This window comes from Flavobacterium sp. UBA5153 (genome assembly GCA_002413745.1).
Classification (GTDB): Bacteria; Bacteroidota; Bacteroidia; order Flavobacteriales; family Flavobacteriaceae; genus Flavobacterium.
Genome location: DHXP01000074.1, coordinates 1 through 22280, shown reverse-complemented (window position 1 = coordinate 22280; position 22280 = coordinate 1). Strand labels below are relative to the sequence as shown.

Below are 22280 nucleotides of genomic sequence, written 5' to 3'. Positions count from 1 at the left end.
TATCGCTATTTCAGGACGGGACAGTTTTATAAAATAAAAAACCCCAAACTTTCGTTTGAGGTTTTTGGAGCGAAAGACGAGGCTTCCCGAATTGCTTCGCTCGGGATAAACTTCTCGCCACAATCAATAAATAAAAAACCCCAAACTTTCGTTTGAGGTTTTTGGAGCGAAAGACGAGGCTCGAACTCGCGACAACCAGCTTGGAAGGCTGGAGCTCTACCAACTGAGCTACTTTCGCATTACAACGGTGCAAATATAATTAATTACTTAGTTTCTTTGCAAGTTTTTTATGAAAAATTTAAAAAAAACATCTGTTTTTTCATAACAGTTTTAAAATTAAATTGTTACAAATCATTTCATTTATAAAGTTATGACAATCATCAAAAAATATCCTCCACAGAAACCTATTTGGTCAGACATCCTGCCCTTCGTATGGGAAAAACCAATAGAAATTGCTGTTTTGAAGGGGACGATTTAGAAACAACCAATCATTTTGGCCTTTATTTAAATCACAAATTAGTAGGTGTCATTTCGCCGTTCAAAAAAACAAATGACGGATTCCTGGAAAAAAACCAATGCCAAATTCGATGAATGGCTATATTGGAAAATCAAAGAAAAAAAAGGATTTGGTAAAGCACTAATTACTTATTGTGAAAAAAAGAGTTTCGGCAAAAATGTAGATTTAATTTGGTTCAATGCCAGAATTGAAGCGACCGATTTCTATGAAAAAATGGGATGTCAAAAACGGGGATTTTATTCGAAATTCCTGATGTGGGAGAACACATCGTGATGTTTAAAAACAAAAAAAACATCATTATCAACATATAAAAATTGATAATGATGTTTTAGATAATTTCAACTTCTAAAATACATTTCTTATTTGAGAAGTTCTCTTCTATAATTTATGTTCTAAATCAGGAAATTAAACTAGAAATCGATTTGAGACTTCCTGAAGGATGATAGATAAATAAACAAGATTTGTTTTTTATCGTATTGATAATTCCTTTTGATAATTCTTCCGGAATTGCAGGACAACCTTGACTTCTTCCCAATCTTTTGTTGTTTTTTATAAATGAGCTTGAAACATAATTTGCCGGATGCATTACTACACCTCTTTCTCTTGCATTATCATTTATTCCTTTTTCAAGACCATCTAATTTCAATGACATTCCGTGCTTTCCGTTGTAAATTTCACCTGTGACATAAAATCCTAAACTACTTTTAAAAGAATGATCTGCATTCGAGAAACTATTTGCAAATTCTTCGCCAGTATTTCTTCCGTGAGCAACAAGGGAATTATACAAAATGGTATTAGTGGCTAAATCAATCACCCAGAGTCTTTTAGTATTTGATGACAAACTAAAATCGACCAAGGTTAAAATATTTTTCTGAATTAATCCTCTTTCTTTCAGTAAATTAAATCCTTTCATTGCTTCAGCAAAGCTTCTAAGATTAGGCAAAGCAAATTGATCGGAATGAAGACTGTTATAAACCATTTCGATTTCTGAATCAGAACTTGGCTTTATGACACTGGCGACTTCGCTTTTATGGGTGCTTTTTAAAACAGGTAAATTTGTTTCATTTATATAAAATGAAAAAAACAATACTAAAACGGCTGGAAAAATCTTATAAATCATTGATATAGTTTAGGTTAAACATTTAATTCGGGATTGCAAATATACGACCGAAACAAGCCTATTGCAAATTTTTAAGAAAAAAATATGATATTGAAGCCAATTAACGCCCCATTATCGCGTGTTTAAAATAACATAATGTTTGGTTTTTGTGTTAATTTTATTATTTTTGCTTAACTGTAATCATAATTCATGCCAAAGTTTTACTCTATAATTCTGCTTTTTTGGGTCTTCTTTAGCCTCAACGTCTACAGCCAGAAAAAGACACTTCGGGCAAAATCTACTACAGAAAACATTACCATTGACGGAAAAATTAACGAAGAAATATGGAAAACAGCTCCAGTTGCTTCTGATTTTATAATGTTTGAGCCTGACAATGGAAAACCCATAAGCAACGGCAAGAGAACCGAAGTAAAGATACTTTATGACAATAACGCTATCTATGTAGCGGCTTTATTATATGATGACGAACCCGATAAAATTTCCAGAGAAGTAACCAATCGCGATGTTTTTGGGGTTTCCGACAATTTTTCTGTTTCAATCAACGGATTCAATGACGGGCAACAAGATTTTAGATTCTTTGTGAGTTCGGCAGGAGTTCAAATGGATTGTTTGGCAACAGAAGACAGCGAAGATTTTACTTGGGATGCCATTTGGGAGAGCAAGGTAAGCCTGACCGATTTCGGATGGGTAGTAGAAATGAAAATTCCATACGCAGCATTGCGGTTTTCAAATAGCGACAAACAAACCTGGGGTTTGAATTTTATGCGCGAAATAAAACGTGATGCCCAAAAATACACTTGGAATCGTGTCGACACTAAAATCGGGGCTGTTATAGCACAAGAGGGGATTCTGAAGGGAATTGAAAACATAAAAACGCCCACACGCCTTTTCTTTATCCCTTACACTTCAGCATATTATCAACATAATGATTTGGGATCCGATAAAACTTTCAAGGCTGGATTGGACATTAAATACGGGATTAACGATTCCTTCACGCTTGATGCCATATTGGTGCCTGATTTTGGACAAACAAAGTTTGATAATGCCATACTAAACCTAGAACCTTTCGAACAGTTACTCAACGAAAACAGACCTTTTTTCACAGAAGGAACTGACTTGTTTTCTAAAGGTGGCCTATTTTATTCCAGGAGAATTGGCGGAGCACCAAGCACCATACCAAGTATAGCAAACAATGAAGAAATTACTAATTATCCCAGCACAGTAAATTTACTAAATGCCGCGAAAGTTTCTGGCCGAACAAAAAAAGGGCTGGGAATTGGTTTTTTGAATGCCATTACCGAAAAAACATACGCAACCATTCTCAATAATGACACTAACAATACCCGAAAAGAAGTTATAGAACCATTGACCAATTATAATGTTTTGGTTTTTGACCAACGTTTCAACCAGAACTCATCAGTTTCGTTTGTCAATACAAATACGACTAGAAATGGAGGTTTTAGAGATGCCAATGCTTCTGCCTTATTATTTAATCTGAATACAAAAGCAAATACCTATAATTTATATGGGGATTTCAAATACAGTGACGTCAATGGCGTAGAAAATTACAATGGCTATAAAACATCATTGAACTTTGCTAAAACAAGCGGAAGATATAGGTATTTATTTTCAGGAAAATACATATCTAAAGATTATGACATAAATGATCTGGGAATTATTTTTTATACCAATTATCACGCTGCCTATGCTGAATCAAGTTATAGAATTGTAAACCCAACGAAGGTTTTCAATACATTTAAGGCTACACAAAATATAAATTTTGAATCACAAAATACAACAGGAAAAACTCAAGAAGCTTGGTATCAAGTTGTAACCACAGCGACCACGCTAAAAAACAATTATTTTGAATTTCTCTTTCAACTTAATCCAATAGACAGATTTGATTTTTATGAACCTCGCGAATACGGAAGATATGTTTATAAACCCAAAAGTGCTATAGGTTATATTCAGTTTTTTTCGAACGAAAACAAGCCATTTCATTATGAAATCGAACTTTCATCTGAAAAATTCGACGAAAAGAATAGAGCAACATACAAAATATTTGGAGGAACAAAATACAGATTCAACGATAAATTTTCTTTGCAGTATAACTTCCAATATACTCGCATGGCAAATAACAGAGGCTGGGTTGCATTTGACAATACAGACATTGTTTTTGGGGAACGCAACCGTGAAATACTGCAAAATGACTTTGTTGGCAAATACTCCTTAACCAACAAAATGACTATCAATCTAACGGCACGCTATTACTGGTCCTATTCTAAAAATCATGAATTTTTTACGTTGCAAAACGATGGTTATTTAATTCCCAACACAGGTTATTCGCTAAATAAAGACAGGAATTTCAACTCCTGGAATTTCGACTTATCGTATTCTTGGTGGTTTGCTCCAGGAAGCGAGTTCTCAATTTTGTATCGTAATTATGCGCTGGAAAGCACAAACCTTGTCGAAAAAAACATTCATTCAAACTTTACAAATGTTTTTAACGGCAACCTGACCAATATTATTTCAATAAGCCTTCGCTATTTTATTGACTACAATTCCTTGAAAAGCAAACACTAAAAATCCCAAAGCTTCTTCCCCCTCTCTTGAAATAAGATTGAAAAAAACCCGTTTCAAGTCTTATGAAGTGTTTTATTACAAATTATTTTAAAAAATTTTCTTCATAAACTGTAACAAAAACCCAAAAGAATGGTCTATTAACAAAACTATATTTTGTTAAACTGTTTTCATCAATCAAGGAATTTTATGCGAAAAATACTTTTTATAAGTGTGCTCCTGCTTTCTGTTTTTGGCTATGGCCAAAAAAAAGTTTTGCAAACGAAGTTTATTTCGGACAACATAACAATTGATGGAAAATTAGATGAAACAGCATGGAAATCCGTTCCCATAGCAACTAATTTTGTAATGTTTGAACCAGATAATGGCAAGCCAATTCCCGATAACAAAAGAACTGAAGTGAAAATTTTATACGACAATGATGCCATATATATTGGAGCCTTATTATATGATAACGAACCTAATAAAATCCTGAAAGAAATCTCACAACGCGATAATTTTGGCACTTCAGATTTTTTTGGAGTTTTTATAAATGGTTTCAACGACGGGCAACAAGATTTTCGTTTTACTGTTTCCGCTTCAGATGGACAGGCAGACTGTCTAGCAACCGATAATAATGGCGAGGATTACTCTTGGGATGCGGTTTGGAAAAGCAAAGCCACCATCACTGATTTTGGTTGGGTCGTAGAAATGCGCATTCCTTATGCCGCTTTGCGGTTTTCGAGCGAGAAAAAGCAAACCTGGGGAATAAATTTTTTAAGGGAAATAAAACGAGACCGACAAAAATATTCTTGGAACTTTATTGATTCAAAACTAGGAACATTCACGCAACAAAATGGAACTCTGGAAGGGATTGAGAATATAAAAACGCCAACCCGCCTATTTCTTTTACCGCATTCCTCTTTTTATGTATACGCAAATTCCAAACAAGAAACCTACGGCAAACTTAAAGGCGGGTTAGACATAAAATACGGAATTACTGATGCCTTTACCCTCGATGCCATCCTTATTCCTGATTTTGGACAAACAAAATACGATGATCAAATCCTGCATTTGGGCCCTTTCGAACAACAATTCAATGAAAATAGACCGTTTTTTACCGAAGGAACCGATTTGTTTAGCAAGGGAAACTTGCTTTATTCGAGAAGAATTGGCGGAAGTCCAACATATAAATTAGCAAAAAATGAGGCATTCACAGAAACCCCAAATATCAGTCTTATCAATGCCTTTAAAGTTTCTGGAAGAACAAAAGACGGATTGGGAATTGGTATTTTAAATGCCGTAACAGAAAAAACAGTGGTAAATATTCAAAACACAATCAATGGCGAAACCAGAAATGAAATAGAACCATTGGCAAATTATAATGTGCTGGTTTTAGATCAACGTTTTCGAAAGAATTCATCTGTTTCACTTGTAAACACAAACGTTACCCGAAACGGAAATTTTCGTGACGGGAATGTGTCTGCTTTGGTTTGGGATTTAAACACCAAAAAAAATACGTACAATATTTCTGGAAATTTCAAATATAGTTATATAAACGAAACAGAGGACAAGAAAGGGATTTCCTCCACATTAAACTTTGGCGAAACCAGCGGAAAATATCGATACGGTTTTGGAGCGGATGTGATTACAAAGAATTTTGATGATAATGATTTAGGCATCAATTTTGAGACTAATTATTATAGCCTTTACGGTAATGCAAGTTACAGAATACTCAATCCGACGAAGCATTTCAACTCCTTTAACACTTCCTTTAATGTCTATTCCCAATTCAACAAGGAAACAGGGAAAATTCAAGGAAACAATATCAATATAAATGTAAATATGAACAACAAAAAAAATCATTTTTTTGGCTTAGGAGTAAACATCAATCCGCTGGAAACATACGATTATTATGAACCCAGGGCAGAAAATAGATATCTGATTTTTCCATCAAAACTTGGTGGCTGGCTTTATTTTTCTTCCAATTATAATTATAAATTTGCCATAGATATTAATCCGTCTTATACCGTTTTGGGCGAAACAGGAAGAAATTCTTGTGGTTTAACTGTTGCTCCAAGATATCGATTCAATAATAAATTTTCGTTAAATTATAACTTTAACTTTTCCCGACAAAACAACAACAAAGGTTTTATAGACAGCATTGATGATGATGCCAATTCCGCAACACCAAATTCCATAATTTTTGCCAACAGAAATGTAATAACTTACTCGAACTCGCTTTCGGGAAAATATTCCGTAAACAGTCAAATGACCTTTACTATTGCATTGCGCCAATATTGGTCTTATGCCGAGAATAAAAACTTTCTATCCTTGGAGCAAAACGGCAAACTGACTGATTACATGAGTTATACCGAAAACAAAAACTCCAGCTTCTACTCTTGGAATGTAGATTTGTCGTATTCCTGGTGGTTCGCGCCGGGAAGTCAAGTTTCGGTTTTATATAGAAATAATGCTGCGAATTTTGAACGGGACATCAACAAAGATTTTGGAAAAAACGTCACCAATTTGCTCAACAACGATGCCTTAAATCATGTTTTCTCGATAAGCATTCGTTATTTTATTGATTATAATTCTGTGAAAAATAAATTCTAGAATGCATTAATTCTAAAAAAAACCTATTTCCATAATAAAATCATCCTTTTTTGATGATTTTATTTATAAATGTATAATAGTGATTTCGACCGAAGCCAACATTTTTAGAAATGCTTTATCTTTGCACAAAATAAATTCCAATGAACAAAAAAGTAATCCTTATGATTCTCGATGGTTGGGGAAAATCTCCCGACCCGAAAGTATCAGCAATTGACAATGCCAATATTCCTTTCATCAATAGTTTATACACAAAATATCCAAGTGCGCAGCTTCGAACCGATGGTTTAAATGTAGGCTTGCCTGAAGGACAAATGGGAAATTCCGAAGTGGGACATATGAACCTTGGTGCCGGTAGAATTATTTATCAAGATTTGGCAAAAATAAATCTTGCGGTTGAAAACAAGACTTTAAATACTGAACCCGTTCTTGTTGAAGCGTTCCAATATGCCAAAGACAAAAACGTAAACGTTCATTTTCTAGGATTGGTTTCCGATGGCGGTGTGCATTCACATACTTCGCATTTGCGTGGTTTGATAGACGCAACCCAGGATTTTGGTTTGCAAAAAGTCTTTGTTCACGCCTTTACAGATGGTCGCGACGTGGATCCAAAATCAGGAAAAAAATACATCCAGGATTTAGAAAATTATATTGCCAACACCTCCGTTAAAATTGCTTCGGTTATAGGAAGATATTATGCGATGGATCGTGACAAACGCTGGGAAAGAGTGAAACTTGCCTACGATTTATTGGTAAACGGAACCGGAACGCATTCGAAAAATGCAGTAAACAGTATCGAAGAAAGTTACGAAAATGATGTGACCGATGAATTTATCCATCCGATTATTGTAGTGGACGAGAATGACAAACCATTGGCAACGATAAAAGAAAATGATGTCGTTATTTTCTTTAATTTCAGAACCGATAGAGGTCGAGAACTCACCGAAGTTTTGTCACAACAAGATTTCCACGAGCAAAATATGCACAAACTCGATTTGTATTATGTTACGCTCACCAACTATGACGAAACTTACAAAAACGTAAAAGTGGTTTACAACAAGGACAACGTTACTGAAACCCTTGGCGAAGTCTTGGAAAAACACAACAAAAAACAAATCAGAATTGCCGAGACCGAGAAATATCCACACGTGACGTTCTTCTTTTCGGGAGGAAGGGAATTGCCTTTTATTGGCGAAAGCCGAATCCTGAAAAACTCTCCAAAAGTGGCCACATACGATTTACAACCCGAAATGAGCGCTTACGAACTGGCAGATGCACTGGTTCCGGAACTTGAAAATGGCGAGGTTGATTTTGTTTGTCTTAATTTTGCCAATGGTGATATGGTGGGACATACCGGAGTTATGAGTGCAGCGATAAAAGCGTGTGAAGCCGTTGATAAATGTGTCGAAAAAGTGATTACAGCAGCTTTGGCCAATAATTATACGACATTAATAATAGCAGATCACGGCAATTGCGAAACGATGATTAATCCTGATGGAAGCCCGAATACGGCACATACCACAAACCCGGTTCCAATTATTTTGGTTGATCCAGAATTGAAAGAAATTCACGATGGCGTTTTAGGTGATTTAGCACCAACGATTTTAGAATTAATGGGAATTGAAAAACCCGCAGTAATGACTAGGCATTCACTTCTATAATTTCGAAAAAAGCTTCTCAATACCGAGAAGCTTTTTTTATAAATAAAGTTGTATTTTTGCCACTTATTTTACAAAAATGATTATCCAAAAAACAAGAGAAGAAATAGAATTAATGCGCGAAAGTGCTTTAATCGTTTCCAAAACATTAGGTATGATTGCTTCCGAAATTAAGGAAGGGGTCACCACTTTACACTTAGACAAATTAGCCGAAGAATTCATTCGGGATCATGGAGCTGTTCCAAGTTTTCTTGGATTATATGGCTTTCCAAACTCGCTTTGCATGAGTCCGAATGCCCAAGTGATTCACGGAATTCCAAATAACATACCCCTAAAAAGCGGCGACGTTATTTCAGTAGATTGCGGTGCTTTTAAAAACGGATACCACGGCGATCATGCCTATTCTTTCGAGATTGGCGAAGTGGCTCCGGAAACCAAAAAATTATTACAGGTAACCAAAGAATCGTTATACGTTGGAATTCGGGAATTTAAAGCCGGAAATCGCGTGGAAGATGTTGGAAACGCCATTCAAAAATACACTGAAAGTCACGGCTATGGTGTGGTTCGGGAATTAGTGGGTCACGGATTAGGTCAAAAAATGCACGAAGATCCAGAAATGCCCAACTACGGAAAACGTGGTCGAGGAAAACTTTTTGTCGAAGGAATGGTGGTTGCCATCGAACCCATGATTAATATGGGAACCAAAAACATCAAACAACTCAAAGACGGCTGGACAATCCTAACCGCTGACGGAAAACCAAGTGCCCATTTTGAACACGACGTGGCTTTGATAGACGGAAAACCTGAATTGCTTTCGACTTTTGCTTACGTGTATCAAGCATTGGGAATTGTGAGTGATGAGGAAGATGAGTTTAGAAAAATTCCTTTTAAAATCTAAACACGAATTAAAAAACAAATACTTATGTGGCCTTAAATGTCTTATATGGTTAACCAATTTATCAAACCATATAAGGCATTTAAGGTCATTTAAGAAAAACTGAAGCCTTCTTTTTTTTGAAACTTTGCGTAACAGATAATGAAAAAACTCTTTAAATTAATCCTCAATACCATTCCTCGTCCAATATTAATTCGATTGAGTTATATTGCGCGTCCCGTTCTCGCACTCGCATTAAAAGGAAGTAAATTCACCGACCCAATTGATGGCGAAAGCTTCAGTATGTTTTTACCTTATGGCTACGGAAAACAAAGAAACAATGCGCTTTCGCCAAGCACGCTCTCGCTCGAAAGACATCGTTTGCTTTGGTTATATTTAAAAAACGAAACCGATTTTTTTACTTCAGATAAGAAAAAGAAAGTCCTTCATTTTGCACCGGAACAAGCATTCTATAAATTATTCCGAAACCAGAAAAACATTGATTACACCACAACCGATTTGTTTTCGCCACTTGCCGATGTGAAAGCCGATATATGCGACTTGCCTTTTGAGGATAATTCGTATGACATCATCTTGTGCAATCACGTTCTCGAACACATTCCGGACGACACCAAAGCGATGCAGGAATTATTCCGAGTTTTGAAACCCGGCGGAATGGCAATCCTGCAAATTCCACAAGACTTATCAAGAGAAACTACTTTTTCTGACGATTCCATCACCGACCAAAAAGAACGCGCTGAAATTTTCGGTCAATATGATCATGTTCGGATTTATGGTCGTGATTATTTTGAAAAATTGCGAAGTATTGGATTTACAGTAATTGAAGAAGATTACACTAATACAATTGCTCCGGAACTTGTGGAAAAATACTGTTTGGCCAAGGGCGAAATTATCCCTGTTTGTTTTAAATAGACTTTATCCCATCAAATTATATTTTGACATAATTTAGCAAAGCATAATTCGTTATATTTACATTTTAGTAATCACAACGCTATGCTTGGTTCCTTATTCCAAAAAATATCACTGTTTTTTATCATCAGTTCGGCTACTGCACAAACAATAAATGAAGTCGTGCCGCCTTACAACATCAAAACGGTGTCCTTTGTTCAAAATGGTCAAAATGCAATTCCCATATTCAAATTAGGGGAAGGTTTTCAATTGCAATTTGATGATTTGTTTGGAAATGAAGCCAACTATTATTACGAAATTATCCATTGTGATTACAATTGGAATCCGTCAGAAATACCTAAAAGCGAATATTTACAAGGCTTTGACAACCAAAGAATCCAGGAATACACCAATTCCTTTAACACCTTGCAAACCTATTCCCACTATAAATTACCGATTCCAAATCAGTACACGCAATTACGAATCAGCGGCAATTATATCCTGAAAATTTTGGACGAAAATAAAGAAACTGTTTTTTCTAGAAAATTTATTCTTTATGAAGATCTTGTATCCGTTCCCATCCAAATAAAGCGAGCCCGAACTGTCAATAATTTAGACTTCAAACACAATCTGGAATTTTCCATAAAATCGAATACAATCACGTTTCAAAACCCTTTGAAAAACGTAAAAGTGGTATTGCTTCAAAACGGGCAGTTTAATTCCGCAATCAAAAACATAGTTCCACAATATACTATTGGGAATGATTTGATTTATAAATATGACACCCAGACCCAATTTTGGGCAGGAAATGAGTTTTTGTTTTTTGACAATAACGATATAAGATCCGCCAGCAATAACGTGACACGAGTAGATTCAGGCAATGACATTTATAATTCCCATTTGTATACCAATGGAGCCAGGACAAATTTTCCTTATTCCGTTACGCAAGATGTCAACGGAAATTTTGTTGCGCGCAATATAAATGCGACAAATAGCGAAGTCGAGGCAGATTATGCTTGGGTTTATTTTAGCCTTTCGGCTCCAGCTTTTATGACCAACAAAGGGATTTATATTACTGGAATGTTCAATAATTACAGCTTGACACCCGAATATAAAATGGACTACAACTCCAAAAAAAATATTTATGAAAAAGCAGTTTTGATAAAACAAGGATTTACGAATTATCAATATGTGGTTGCAGATGACAAAGGAAATATTGACCACGAAAATGCAGTAGACGGAAATTTTTATCAAACAGAGAATGATTATTTTGTAATTGTGTACTACCGGGAAAACAATGATCGTTATGATCGAGTTATTGGAAAAGGAAATGCGAACTCCCTAAACATTACCAATTAAAAAAGATTTTGAAAAAGGACAAAACAAAATCAAAATTTTGTAAATTTGTCATTATTAAACTCATATTTAGTATATTATATGGTTTCACAAATTACAAGAGGTATAAAAATTTCGGTATTGACTAGTTTTGAGGGCTCCTACTTCAAAAACTATAAGATTCATTTTGCCTTTAGCTATAAAATCACAATCGAAAATCACAGCAAGGATTCCGTTCAATTGATTTCACGCCATTGGGAAATTTTCGATTCTCTAAACGCCATAGAAATGGTTGATGGTGAAGGCGTAATTGGCAAAAAACCCGTTTTGAAACCGGGAGAATTTCATACTTATAATTCTGGCTGCTTGTTATCTTCCCCTTACGGCGCAATGAAAGGCTATTTTAATATGGTCAATTTTACTTCCACAAAAAACTTTAAAGTTATTGTGCCCACATTTCGTTTATGTGCCCCTTTTGCTCTGAACTAATATTCTTGATTCCTGAATTAATTTGTTTTTCTTTTAGTTAAATTATATATTTTTCAAACAATCCTTTGTACTTTTGTGAATTATTCAATAATTCATTGTCGATTAATTATCTACCCCGAAAAACTTTCGGAACAAATTGTCTAATTTTCAAATTAATAAAAATGCTAAAAGGATTTTTTAATGTGCCAAAAGCAGTAAACGAGCCCGTAAAATCGTATGCTCCAAATTCTCCAGAAAAAGCCGCCGTTCTTGCCGCTTACAAACTAATGTGGAATTCAAAAATCGATATTCCATTGTACATTGGAGGCGAAGAAATCAGAACCGGAAATACCCGCAATATGACGGCACCACACGACCACAAACACGTGGTGGGAACGTATCATCTTGCCGAAAAATCCCATATCGAAAGCGCCATTGCCAACGCGCTTGATGCCAAGGCAAAATGGGCAAATATGGCTTGGGAACAACGCGCAGCGATTTTCCTGAAAGCCGCCGAATTAATTGCCGGACCATACAGAGCAAGAATAAATGCCGCAACGATGATTGCGCAATCCAAAAATGTTTTCCAGGCCGAGATAGATGCTGCCTGTGAATTAATCGACTTTTTACGTTTCAACGTAGAGTTTATGACCCAAATCTACAACGACCAGCCAAAATCAAATTCCGATATGTGGAATCGTTTGGAATATCGTCCATTGGAAGGTTTTGTCTATGCGATTACGCCTTTCAACTTCACGGCCATTGCGGGAAATCTTCCGGCAAGTGCAGCAATGATGGGAAATGTAGTGATTTGGAAACCAAGTGACAGCCAAGTTTTCTCCGCAAAAATCATCATCGATGTTTTCAAAGAAGCCGGTGTTCCTGATGGCGTTATCAACGTCGTTTTTGGCGATCCAGTAATGATTACCGATACCGTTCTCGCAAGTCGCGATTTTGCCGGAATCCACTTTACGGGTTCTACGAATGTATTTAAAAATATTTGGGCAAAAATTGGAACCAACATTCACCACTATAAAACCTATCCGAGAATTGTGGGCGAAACTGGCGGAAAAGATTTCATCGTGGTGCATCCAAGTGCCAATGTGAAACAAGTTTCAACCGGAATTGTTCGTGGCGCTTTCGAATATCAAGGACAAAAATGTTCCGCGGCTTCAAGAGCTTACGTTCCCCAAAGCCTTTGGCCAGAACTCAAAAAACAATTGGTTGCCGACGTGAAATCAATGAAAATGGGCTCCCCGGAAGATTTTGGCAATTTTATCACGGCCGTAATTCACGAAGGTTCATTCGACAAATTGGCCAGTTTTATTGACCAAGCCGTAAAAGACACCGACGCCGAACTCATCGTGGGTGGCGATTACGATAAATCTGTTGGTTATTTTATTGAACCAACAATAATCGTGACTTCAAATCCACATTACTCCACAATGGAAACCGAATTATTCGGACCCGTTATGACGATTTTTGTTTACGAAGACAATCAATGGGAAGCCACATTAAAACTGGTTGACTCTACTTCGCCTTATGCCTTAACAGGCGCCATTTTTAGCCAAGACCGTTATGCAATCGAGCAAGCGACCACGGCTCTGCAAAACGCAGCCGGAAATTTCTATATCAATGACAAACCTACGGGAGCCATTGTGGGAATGCAGCCTTTTGGTGGCGCAAGAGCTTCTGGAACCAATGACAAAGCGGGTTCAGCATTAAACCTGTTGCGTTGGGCTTCGCCAAGAACCATCAAAGAAACTTTTGTAACTCCTGAAGATTATAGATACCCGTTTTTGGGAGAATAGTATAATTTTAGAGTTTAGAAGGTAGATTTTAGATTAAAAAACCCACAAGAATCAAGTTATTGATTTCTTGTGGGTTTTGTTTTTGTGTAACATTGTCATTCCGACGAAGGAGGAATCTTATTAGTTGCTCAAGTTATGTGATTCCTCCTTCGTCGGAATGACAAATTTAAAAGAATAAATACATTGTTCATTCTAGAAAAAAAACTAGATGTATTAAAATTTTGGAAAAAAAACCTCGTATTTTAATCCTGAATAATTTTCGAAAAAAGATTTTAAAGCATTTGCTTTATCAGAGGAATTAACGGTAATAATTATTGTTTTTCTAGATGATTTTGACTTAACAAAATAATATCATAATTTGAATATTTATAACTCAAGTCTGCACCTCCAGAACTTAAATAAGTATTGTTTTGAATCACTGTTTTATTAAAAATTGCAAAAGCTGTTTTATTATTTAGACTTACATTTTTGCAATAAATATTCTTGTGAAGAAACGTATATGAAAGATAACGTTTGCCATTATTTATATTAAATCCTTTTTTTGAAAACATTATTATGAATCCCAATAGACTAAGAAGCAAAGCAACAAGTAAAAACATAAAATTCATTATAAATTTATCTGTACTAATAAAGTTTTTGATATTATAAAAGAACGCAAAAATAAATAACAAAGGAATTGATATTAAGATGGAAAGGATTGCTTTTTGCTTAAAATCAAAACTATCGCCTACTATTATTTTTTCCATTTTTAACTCTTGTTTTAATGATTTTGAGCAATCCAAACAATTCATAACTCGTAATTCTCAATTCGTAAATTTCAACGGCAAATGCACGACTTTCTTCGTCTCAAAAAACTCATCTTCAAAATAATCCGATAAATTATATTCAGTCGCTTTCGGGAAATCCTTCAACTCTTCGGTTAAATCACCGCCTTTTAGATAGAGAATTCCATTTTTGAGTTCGTGTTTGTTTTTCTTTTTGATCTTGTCTTTCACCCAAGACACAAAATCGGGCATATTGGTCACGGCACGACTCACGATAAAATCGAAATCTCCTTTTACTAATTCGGCTCGCAATTGTTCGGCCTTCACGTTTTTGAGTTCTAGCGCTTCGGCGACAGCCTGAACCACTTTTATTTTTTTGGCAATGACATCAATCAAATAAAAACGCGTTTCCGGAAAAAGAATCGCCAAGGGAATCCCCGGAAATCCTCCGCCAGTTCCCACGTCCAAGACATAAGTTCCCGGTTCGAATTGTATAATCTTGGCAATTCCCAAAGAATGTAAAATATGTTTGGTGTACAATTCGTCAATGTCTTTTCGGGAAATAACATTGATTTTGGCATTCCAATCGTGGTACAAGGAATCCAGTTTTGCGAATTGCTCCTTTTGAAGATCAGTTAAATTAGGGAAATACTTCAGAATCTCATCCATCTTAAAAAATTTTAACAAAAGTACAGTTTTTAGTATTGAATATTTAACTCTATTTTACAGATTGAAAATTTATAATAATTACCTTTGCATCATTATTCAAAATTAATAATGAACAACATCACGCCTACATTTGCAAAGCAAGACAATCTAAAGTTTTTCAGAACACTTAACTCTCGGGTAAACAACTACTTCAAAGAAAATAATATCCAAAAAACGGGCAACTGGAAACTCTATACAAAAACTATAATTATGTTCGCCGTTTTCCTTGCACCTTATTTTTTAATCCTGACACTTGCTCTACCGTTTTGGGCACATCTGTTTTTAACAATCGTTATGGGCATAGGAATGGCGGGAGTTGGAATGAACGTGATGCACGACGGTAATCACGGTTCTTATTCCAATAAAAATTGGATCAACAAATTTATGGGCGGAACGATTTATGTTTTGGCCGGAAACGTGTACAATTGGCAAGTGCAACACAATGTTTTACACCATACTTATACCAATATTCCCGGTCACGATGAAGATCTTGATGCAGGAAGAATCATCCGTTTTACCAAAGATACAAAATGGCATAATTTTCACCGTTTTCAGCAATATTATTCCGTGTTTTTATACGGATTATTGACTTTCAATTGGGCTATCACCACCGATTTTAAGCAAATGAAAAGCTATCTTAAAAGAAAACTATCTTATGGCGATGCCAAAAACCCAAAAATTCTTTGGACAACATTATTAATTACAAAAGCTATCTATTTCTCTATTTGGATTGTATTGCCAATGCTTTTAGGAATCACTTGGTGGAAAGTTCTTGTTGGCTTTTTCGTGATGCATTATACCGCAGGACTTATATTGAGCGTTGTATTTCAATTGGCACACGTGGTAAAAGAAACCACAAATCCAGTTCCAAATGAAAACGGAGAAATGGGAAACACTTGGGCGATTCACCAACTATTCACCACCACTAATTTTGCTCCAAAAAACCGGATCGTAAATTGGTATACCGGCGGTTTGAATCACCAAATCGAACACCATATTTTCCCGAATATTAGCCACATTCATTATGGTAAAATTGCCAAAATCGTAAAACAAACAGCAAAAGAATGCAACTTGCCTTATTATGAATATAAAACAATGCGAAGTGCGGTTATCGCCCACTTTAAGCATTTGAAAGAACTGGGAATGAAGCCAATTCCGCAGTAGAGATGCACGAGGTAGAGACGCACTGCAATGCGTCTCTACAACAACAACCAAAAAAAAATAGACTTTATAAATCAAAAATTACATTTTAATGAACAATCCGCTTTCAGACAGAATCAACAATCTAGCTACCTCACAAACGTTAGCTATGGCTGCATTAGCCAGAGAATTAAAATCGCAAGGAAAAGATATTATCAGTTTGAGTTTGGGCGAACCCGATTTCAACACGCCAGATTTCGTAAAAGAAGCAGCAAAAAAAGCTATCGACGAAAACTACAGCACTTATTCGCCAGTAGATGGTTATCTTGACTTAAAAGAAGCCATTTGCCGAAAATTCAAAAGAGACAATGGCCTGGATTACAAACCATCACAAATCGTGGTTTCAACCGGAGCAAAACAATCCTTATACAACATTGCACAAGTAATGTTAAACGACGGTGACGAGGTAATTTTACCGGCGCCATACTGGGTTAGTTATTTCGAAATCGTGAAATTATCAGGTGGGGTTCCTGTAGAAGTTCCAACGTCTATCGAAAGCGATTTCAAAATCACACCGGAACAACTGGAAGCTGCCATCACGCCAAAAACAAAAATGATGTGGTTCAGCTCTCCTTGTAATCCAAGTGGTTCTGTATATAACCGTGAAGAATTGACGGCTTTGGCCAAAGTATTGGAAAAATATCCACACGTATATGTTGTTGCCGACGAAATCTACGAACACATCAATTTCTCTGGAACTTTCTGTAGCATCGGATCAATTCCGGGAATGTTGGAAAAAACCATTACTGTAAACGGAGTGGCGAAAGCCTTCGCCATGACAGGATGGAGAATTGGATATATTGGCGGACCAGAATTCATTGCCAAAGCCTGTACCAAACTACAAGGACAAGTAACTTCGGGAGCAAATTCTATCGCGCAACGTGCCACAATCACCGCTGTTGATGCCGATCCAAGCGTACTTCACGAAATGGTTGCTGCTTTCAAAAGCCGTAGAGATTTGGTCGTAAAATTACTTCAAGATATTCCCGGAATCAAAATCAACGTTCCTGAAGGCGCTTTTTACGTGTTTCCAGATGTATCTTCCTTCTTTGGAAAAACATTGAAAGGAACATTCATCAAGGATGCCAACGATTTCTCGATGTATCTTTTGGGCGAAGCCAATGTGGCAACCGTAACCGGTGACGCTTTCGGAAACCCAGATTGCATCCGTTTTTCTTATGCCACCAGCGAAGATTTATTGACGGAAGCTTTAAGAAGAATAAAAGAAGCGGTAGCCTAACATATAGTTAGTTTCAAGTTTAAGGTTTCAAGTTTAAGAGTAATTTTAAACTTGAAACCTTTTTTATTGGCGTGACCCAAGGGTCGGGCTATCCGTTGCAATCTTTTTACTACCTTCGCTCTCGCTTCGGCAGCAAAAAAGGATTTCCACTTCTATCCCTCACGCAAACAAAAAATTAAAAGCCTTTGTCAAAGCTTCAAACGACAAAATCAAAAAAATGGAAAACGATATTTTATTTACTGAACAGCAAAAATTTAAACAATGGTGGCTTTGGCTTATTCTCCTTGCCGTAAATTTTGTTTTTATTTTCGGAATCTATAAACAAATGATTTTAGGACAACCATTTGGAGATAAACCAATGAGTAATATCGGATTATTTATGGGATTTGGAATTGTTTTATTGCTGACAATTTTATTCTATTATTTTAAACTTGAAACCACACTTAAAACAGACGGAATCTATGTTCGATTTTTCCCAATTCATATTAAGTACAAAATATATACTTGGGACATGATAAATAAATCATTTGTCAGAAAGTATAATGCAATTACCGAATATGGCGGTTGGGGCGTCCGATACGGAATATTTGGAAGTGGAAAAGCACTAAACGTTTCTGGAAACCAAGGATTACAATTGGTATTTGCCAACAATAAAAAATTATTGATCGGAACCAACAAACCCCAAGAACTTTCAGAAGCACTTCTTAAAATTGGACAACTTAAACCATAACTAGTTATGAAAATATTACTTCTCGGCTCTGGCGAATTAGGAAAAGAATTTGCAATCGCCGCACAGCGCATCGGTCAAACCGTAATTGCGGTGGACAGTTACGAAAATGCTCCCGCCATGCAAGTTGCTCATGATTTTGAGGTTATCAACATGCTTGATGGTGCTGAATTAGATCGAATTGTGACCAAACACAATCCCGATTTTATCGTTCCCGAAATTGAGGCCATTCGTACTGAACGTTTTTACGATTACGAAAAGCAAGGCATTACGGTTGTTCCTTCCGCGAAAGCGGCCAATTTCACCATGAATAGAAAAGCGATTCGCGATTTGGCCACCAAAGAATTGGGATTAAAAACGGCAAATTATCGTTATGCAACAACTGCTGCCGAATTACGAAAAGGAGTTGAAGCTGTAGGAATGCCGTGTGTTGTAAAACCATTGATGTCGTCCTCAGGAAAAGGACAATCCACTATAAAAACAGAAACTGACATTGAAAAAGCTTGGAATTATGCCGTGGAAGGTTCCCGTGGCGATGTCGTGGAAGTCATCGTGGAAGCGTTTGTAAAATTCAATTCCGAAATCACTTTATTGACCGTTACCCAAAATAACAATCCCACTTTATTTTGTGCACCAATAGGCCACCGACAAGAACGCGGCGATTATCAGGAAAGTTGGCAACCCGCCAGAATTTCCGACAAGGATTTATTTGAAGCCCAAGATATGGCCGAAAAAGTTACCGAAGCATTAGGTGGCGCAGGACTTTTTGGAGTGGAATTTTTCCTGACCGATGACGGCGTTTATTTCTCCGAACTGTCACCAAGACCGCACGATACCGGAATGGTTACTTTGGCTGGAACGCAAAACTTCAACGAATTCGAATTGCATTTACGAGCGATTTTGAGTTTGCCCATTTTCGAAATCACTTTGGAAAAAGCGGGAGCAAGTGCCGTTATTTTAGCCTCTGAACCTTCTGAAAATCCCACTTATTCAGGAATTTCAACAATTGCCGCATTGCCTAAAACTGATTTCAGGATTTTTGGAAAACCAACTTCAAGACCTTATCGAAGAATGGGCGTTGCATTAGTCAATGACAGCGTAGAAACGCCAATTGAAAATTTAATTCAACGCGCTAAAGAAGCCGCTTGTTTGGTAAACGTAAATTCGTAAATGACTTTAATTTTAGACAATATTTCTAAACACGTTACTCTTACTCCACAAGAGCAGGAACTTTTTTTGTCTAAAACAGAAACCCGTCATTACAAAACGAAAACTATTTTGCTGAACGCCGGCGAAGTCTGCAAGGTTTCCTATTTTGTGAACTCTGGCGTATTGCGAAGTTTCAACATCAACGACCATATTGTGGAGCACGTGATGAATTTTGCCTGCCAAGGCTGGTGGATTAGCGATATGTACAGCTTGCTTTCCCAAAAACCAGGCAATCTTTTTATCGAAGTGATCGAAGATGCCGAAGTGGTTTTACTTTCCAAGGAAAATCAAGAACAACTATATCGCGATATTCCCAAACTCGAACATTTTTTTAGAATTTTGACCGAAAACGCTTTGATTGCCAATCAACAGCGAATTATGGACAACCTGAGTTTATCGGCGGAAGAACGTTTTGAAAAATTCTCCAAAAAATACCCTTCGCTTATACAGCAGGTTCCTCAAAAACAAATCGCTTCTTTCATTGGCGTCACGCCCGAATTTTTCAGTAAAATGAAAGCCCGCCTTCTTAAAAAAGTAATTAGTTTAGGTTCATAATTACAAAACTTCTCTGAAACTTCCTTTCTTAATCTAGGTTAAGTGATTCTCCTTAACGAGAATCGTAAATTTGTACCACAATAATTTAAAATTATGGAAAATTCAGTTTTACACCAAGCCAACACAAGAGGCAATGCCAATTTAGGTTGGTTAAACAGCTATCACACTTTTAGCTTTTCGAATTATTATGACCCAAACCGAATGAACTTTGGCGTCTTACGGGTTTTAAATGATGACACCGTTGCTGCCGGAATGGGTTTTGGAACACATCCGCATCAAAATATGGAAATTATTTCAATTCCATTAGAAGGTGATTTGGAACACCAAGACAGTATGGGCAATAAAACCGTGATAAAAAATGGAGATATTCAGGTAATGAGCGCCGGAACGGGAATTCAACATAGCGAATACAACAAAAACAAAGATTCGCAAGTGAAGTTTTTGCAAATTTGGGTAATTCCAAATCAACAAAATATGACTCCGCGTTACGACCAGATTACATTAAATACGGAAGATCGAAAGAACAAACTGCAACAAATTCTGTCGCCAAATCCTGAAGATGAAGGGGTTTGGATTCATCAGGATGTTTGGTTTCATTTGGGTCAATTTGACCAAAATTTTGAAACAACCTATACCTTTAAGAAAAAAGGAAATGGGATTTATGCTTTCGTCCTGAAAGGGAATCTAACTATAAATGGTCAGGAATTGAGTACTCGTGATGGTTTTGGGATTTGGAATATTGATACCGTCGATATCAAGACAAATTCCGATGCTGAATTTTTATTGATGGAAATTCCGATGCAAATTTAATAACTAGAAGGAAATCATTCCACAAACTAATTTTGGTTAAGCACAAACGGCTATACTTCATTGTGAAGTATAGCCGTTTTTCTTTTATGTTAGTTTTTATCTCTTCCGATAAATCCTAAAAAAACACTATTTTTGCAAAAAGTTTTTATTCTCGAAATTTTGAGAAACTTTAAACTTTTAAACATTAAACTTGAAACAAAAATTTATGAAAGCATACGTATTTCCAGGTCAAGGAGCGCAGTTCACGGGAATGGGCAAAGACTTATATGAAAACTCCGAATTAGCAAAATCACTTTTCGAAAAAGCCAATGAAATATTGGGTTTCCGCATCACGGACATAATGTTCGAAGGCACAGCCGAAGAGTTGAAAGAAACCAAGGTTACCCAACCAGCGATTTTCTTGCATTCGGTGATTTTAGCGAAAACCTTGGGAGATTTCAAGCCAGAAATGGTGGCGGGACATTCTTTAGGCGAATTCTCGGCATTGGTTGCCAATGGTGTTTTGTCGTTTGAAGACGGATTGCGCTTGGTATCCAAACGCGCCTTGGCCATGCAAAAAGCCTGCGAAATCAAGCCTTCGACAATGGCGGCAGTTTTAGGACTAGCCGATGAAGTTGTGGAAGAAGTTTGCGCCTCAATCGACGGAATCGTGGTGGCAGCCAATTATAACTGTCCGGGGCAATTAGTGATTTCAGGCGAAACTTCGGCGGTGGAAAAAGCTTGTGAAGCAATGAAAGCCGCTGGCGCAAAACGTGCTTTGCTATTACCCGTTGGTGGCGGTTTTCACTCGCCAATGATGGAACCGGCTCGTGAGGAATTAGCCGCAGCAATTGAAGCAACTACATTCTCCACTCCTATTTGCCCAGTGTATCAAAACGTGACTGCATCCGCTGTTTCTGATCCTGCCGAAATCAAGAAAAACCTAATCATACAATTAACCGCGCCAGTAAAATGGACACAATCCGTGCAGCAAATGATAAAAGACGGAGCGACTTTGTTCACCGAAGTGGGCCCTGGAAAAGTATTGGCCGGATTGATTGGAAAAATTGACAGGGAAGCTGTTACGGCGAACGCATAAATTAGTGGTCAGTGTTCTGTCGCAGTGTTCAGCCATTGCGAGTTCCGATAGATTCTGTGTTGATTTACAATTAAAATATTAATTTTTATTTTTATTTTTTTTAAAAAAGGACTTCGGGTAATCTT

Annotated in this window: 19 protein-coding genes and 1 tRNA gene; 16 read left to right on the top strand and 4 right to left on the bottom strand. The window is 36.7% G+C overall.

Going from position 1 to position 22280, the window contains the following annotated elements:
• Positions 1-162: 162 nt before the first annotated feature.
• Positions 163-238: transfer RNA gene (locus B2145_RS16070), tRNA-Gly, on the bottom strand.
• A gap of 312 nt (positions 239-550) precedes the next feature.
• Here B2145_RS16070 and B2145_RS16065 point away from each other — a divergent pair.
• Positions 551-790 carry a GNAT family N-acetyltransferase gene (locus tag B2145_RS16065; RefSeq protein ID WP_291104543.1) on the top strand — a complete coding sequence of 80 codons (240 nt, stop codon included), beginning with the start codon at positions 551-553 and terminating at the stop codon, positions 788-790.
• A 124-nt stretch (positions 791-914) separates the two neighbouring features.
• On the opposite strand, the gene B2145_RS16060 is transcribed toward B2145_RS16065, so the two are convergent.
• Positions 915-1637, bottom strand: a complete 723-nt coding sequence (locus B2145_RS16060) for a murein L,D-transpeptidase catalytic domain family protein (protein ID WP_291104541.1) — start codon at positions 1635-1637, stop codon at positions 915-917.
• 189 nt (positions 1638-1826) lie between these two features.
• Between B2145_RS16060 and B2145_RS16055 the strand changes: the two genes are divergently transcribed.
• The 8 genes from B2145_RS16055 (at position 1827) to pruA (ending at position 13864) form a co-directional block, all read left to right on the top strand.
• The gene (locus B2145_RS16055; RefSeq protein WP_291104538.1) at positions 1827-4220 is read left to right on the top strand and encodes a DUF5916 domain-containing protein; all 2394 of its coding nucleotides are present in this window, start codon (positions 1827-1829) and stop codon (positions 4218-4220) included.
• A gap of 186 nt (positions 4221-4406) precedes the next feature.
• Positions 4407-6812: a DUF5916 domain-containing protein gene (locus B2145_RS16050; RefSeq protein ID WP_291104536.1), complete on the top strand. Its 2406-nt coding sequence runs from the start codon at positions 4407-4409 to the stop codon at positions 6810-6812.
• 140 nt (positions 6813-6952) lie between these two features.
• Positions 6953-8470, top strand: coding sequence for a 2,3-bisphosphoglycerate-independent phosphoglycerate mutase (gene gpmI / locus B2145_RS16045; protein WP_291104534.1), 1518 nt, complete (start codon positions 6953-6955; stop codon positions 8468-8470).
• Positions 8471-8546: 76 nt separating this feature from the next.
• Positions 8547-9365, top strand: coding sequence for a type I methionyl aminopeptidase (map, locus tag B2145_RS16040; RefSeq protein ID WP_291104532.1), 819 nt, complete (start codon positions 8547-8549; stop codon positions 9363-9365).
• A 138-nt stretch (positions 9366-9503) separates the two neighbouring features.
• Positions 9504-10274, top strand: a complete 771-nt coding sequence (locus tag B2145_RS16035; protein ID WP_291104530.1) for a class I SAM-dependent methyltransferase — start codon at positions 9504-9506, stop codon at positions 10272-10274.
• 81 nt (positions 10275-10355) lie between these two features.
• Positions 10356-11609, top strand: a complete 1254-nt coding sequence (locus tag B2145_RS16030; protein ID WP_291104528.1) for a DUF5103 domain-containing protein — start codon at positions 10356-10358, stop codon at positions 11607-11609.
• A 78-nt stretch (positions 11610-11687) separates the two neighbouring features.
• Entirely contained in the window at positions 11688-12074 is a 387-nt protein-coding gene (gene apaG, locus B2145_RS16025) for a Co2+/Mg2+ efflux protein ApaG (RefSeq protein WP_291104546.1), read from the top strand.
• Between the two features lie 161 nt (positions 12075-12235).
• Complete coding sequence (pruA, locus tag B2145_RS16020; protein WP_291104526.1) at positions 12236-13864, top strand: L-glutamate gamma-semialdehyde dehydrogenase; 1629 nt, start codon at positions 12236-12238, stop codon at positions 13862-13864.
• Between the two features lie 311 nt (positions 13865-14175).
• Here pruA and B2145_RS16015 read toward each other — a convergent pair whose 3' ends face one another.
• Both B2145_RS16015 and rsmG read right to left on the bottom strand, forming a co-directional pair.
• Positions 14176-14610 carry a hypothetical protein gene (locus B2145_RS16015; protein WP_291104524.1) on the bottom strand — a complete coding sequence of 145 codons (435 nt, stop codon included), beginning with the start codon at positions 14608-14610 and terminating at the stop codon, positions 14176-14178.
• 57 nt (positions 14611-14667) lie between these two features.
• Positions 14668-15297: a 16S rRNA (guanine(527)-N(7))-methyltransferase RsmG gene (gene rsmG / locus B2145_RS16010; RefSeq protein ID WP_291104522.1), complete on the bottom strand. Its 630-nt coding sequence runs from the start codon at positions 15295-15297 to the stop codon at positions 14668-14670.
• A 108-nt stretch (positions 15298-15405) separates the two neighbouring features.
• On the opposite strand from rsmG, the gene B2145_RS16005 reads away from it, so the two are divergent.
• The 7 genes from B2145_RS16005 to fabD all read left to right on the top strand — a co-directional run bounded on the left by B2145_RS16005 (position 15406) and on the right by fabD (position 22155).
• A complete protein-coding gene (locus B2145_RS16005; RefSeq protein WP_291104521.1) occupies positions 15406-16500 on the top strand; it encodes a fatty acid desaturase family protein in 1095 nt (364 codons plus the stop codon).
• A gap of 88 nt (positions 16501-16588) precedes the next feature.
• The gene (locus B2145_RS16000; RefSeq protein ID WP_291104520.1) at positions 16589-17776 is read left to right on the top strand and encodes a pyridoxal phosphate-dependent aminotransferase; all 1188 of its coding nucleotides are present in this window, start codon (positions 16589-16591) and stop codon (positions 17774-17776) included.
• Positions 17777-17993: 217 nt separating this feature from the next.
• Positions 17994-18506 carry a DUF6141 family protein gene (locus tag B2145_RS15995; protein WP_291104519.1) on the top strand — a complete coding sequence of 171 codons (513 nt, stop codon included), beginning with the start codon at positions 17994-17996 and terminating at the stop codon, positions 18504-18506.
• A 6-nt stretch (positions 18507-18512) separates the two neighbouring features.
• On the top strand, positions 18513-19673 hold the full coding sequence (purT, locus tag B2145_RS15990; RefSeq protein WP_291104518.1) for a formate-dependent phosphoribosylglycinamide formyltransferase: 1161 nt from the start codon (positions 18513-18515) through the stop codon (positions 19671-19673).
• Positions 19674-20267: a Crp/Fnr family transcriptional regulator gene (locus B2145_RS15985; protein WP_291104517.1), complete on the top strand. Its 594-nt coding sequence runs from the start codon at positions 19674-19676 to the stop codon at positions 20265-20267.
• Positions 20268-20360: 93 nt separating this feature from the next.
• Positions 20361-21077: a pirin family protein gene (locus tag B2145_RS15980; protein WP_291104516.1), complete on the top strand. Its 717-nt coding sequence runs from the start codon at positions 20361-20363 to the stop codon at positions 21075-21077.
• A 205-nt stretch (positions 21078-21282) separates the two neighbouring features.
• Positions 21283-22155, top strand: a complete 873-nt coding sequence (gene fabD, locus B2145_RS15975) for an ACP S-malonyltransferase (RefSeq protein WP_291104515.1) — start codon at positions 21283-21285, stop codon at positions 22153-22155.
• Positions 22156-22280 lie beyond the last annotated feature (125 nt).

Coding starts and splice junctions, on each gene's coding strand:
- B2145_RS16065 (WP_291104543.1), top strand. CDS start 551: ATGACGGATTCCTGGAAAAAAACCAATGCCAAATTCGATGAATGGCTA.
- B2145_RS16060 (WP_291104541.1), bottom strand. CDS start 1,637: ATGATTTATAAGATTTTTCCAGCCGTTTTAGTATTGTTTTTTTCATTT.
- B2145_RS16055 (WP_291104538.1), top strand. CDS start 1,827: ATGCCAAAGTTTTACTCTATAATTCTGCTTTTTTGGGTCTTCTTTAGC.
- B2145_RS16050 (WP_291104536.1), top strand. CDS start 4,407: ATGCGAAAAATACTTTTTATAAGTGTGCTCCTGCTTTCTGTTTTTGGC.
- gpmI (WP_291104534.1), top strand. CDS start 6,953: ATGAACAAAAAAGTAATCCTTATGATTCTCGATGGTTGGGGAAAATCT.
- map (WP_291104532.1), top strand. CDS start 8,547: ATGATTATCCAAAAAACAAGAGAAGAAATAGAATTAATGCGCGAAAGT.
- B2145_RS16035 (WP_291104530.1), top strand. CDS start 9,504: ATGAAAAAACTCTTTAAATTAATCCTCAATACCATTCCTCGTCCAATA.
- B2145_RS16030 (WP_291104528.1), top strand. CDS start 10,356: ATGCTTGGTTCCTTATTCCAAAAAATATCACTGTTTTTTATCATCAGT.
- apaG (WP_291104546.1), top strand. CDS start 11,688: ATGGTTTCACAAATTACAAGAGGTATAAAAATTTCGGTATTGACTAGT.
- pruA (WP_291104526.1), top strand. CDS start 12,236: ATGCTAAAAGGATTTTTTAATGTGCCAAAAGCAGTAAACGAGCCCGTA.
- B2145_RS16015 (WP_291104524.1), bottom strand. CDS start 14,610: ATGGAAAAAATAATAGTAGGCGATAGTTTTGATTTTAAGCAAAAAGCA.
- rsmG (WP_291104522.1), bottom strand. CDS start 15,297: ATGGATGAGATTCTGAAGTATTTCCCTAATTTAACTGATCTTCAAAAG.
- B2145_RS16005 (WP_291104521.1), top strand. CDS start 15,406: ATGAACAACATCACGCCTACATTTGCAAAGCAAGACAATCTAAAGTTT.
- B2145_RS16000 (WP_291104520.1), top strand. CDS start 16,589: ATGAACAATCCGCTTTCAGACAGAATCAACAATCTAGCTACCTCACAA.
- B2145_RS15995 (WP_291104519.1), top strand. CDS start 17,994: ATGGAAAACGATATTTTATTTACTGAACAGCAAAAATTTAAACAATGG.
- purT (WP_291104518.1), top strand. CDS start 18,513: ATGAAAATATTACTTCTCGGCTCTGGCGAATTAGGAAAAGAATTTGCA.
- B2145_RS15985 (WP_291104517.1), top strand. CDS start 19,674: ATGACTTTAATTTTAGACAATATTTCTAAACACGTTACTCTTACTCCA.
- B2145_RS15980 (WP_291104516.1), top strand. CDS start 20,361: ATGGAAAATTCAGTTTTACACCAAGCCAACACAAGAGGCAATGCCAAT.
- fabD (WP_291104515.1), top strand. CDS start 21,283: ATGAAAGCATACGTATTTCCAGGTCAAGGAGCGCAGTTCACGGGAATG.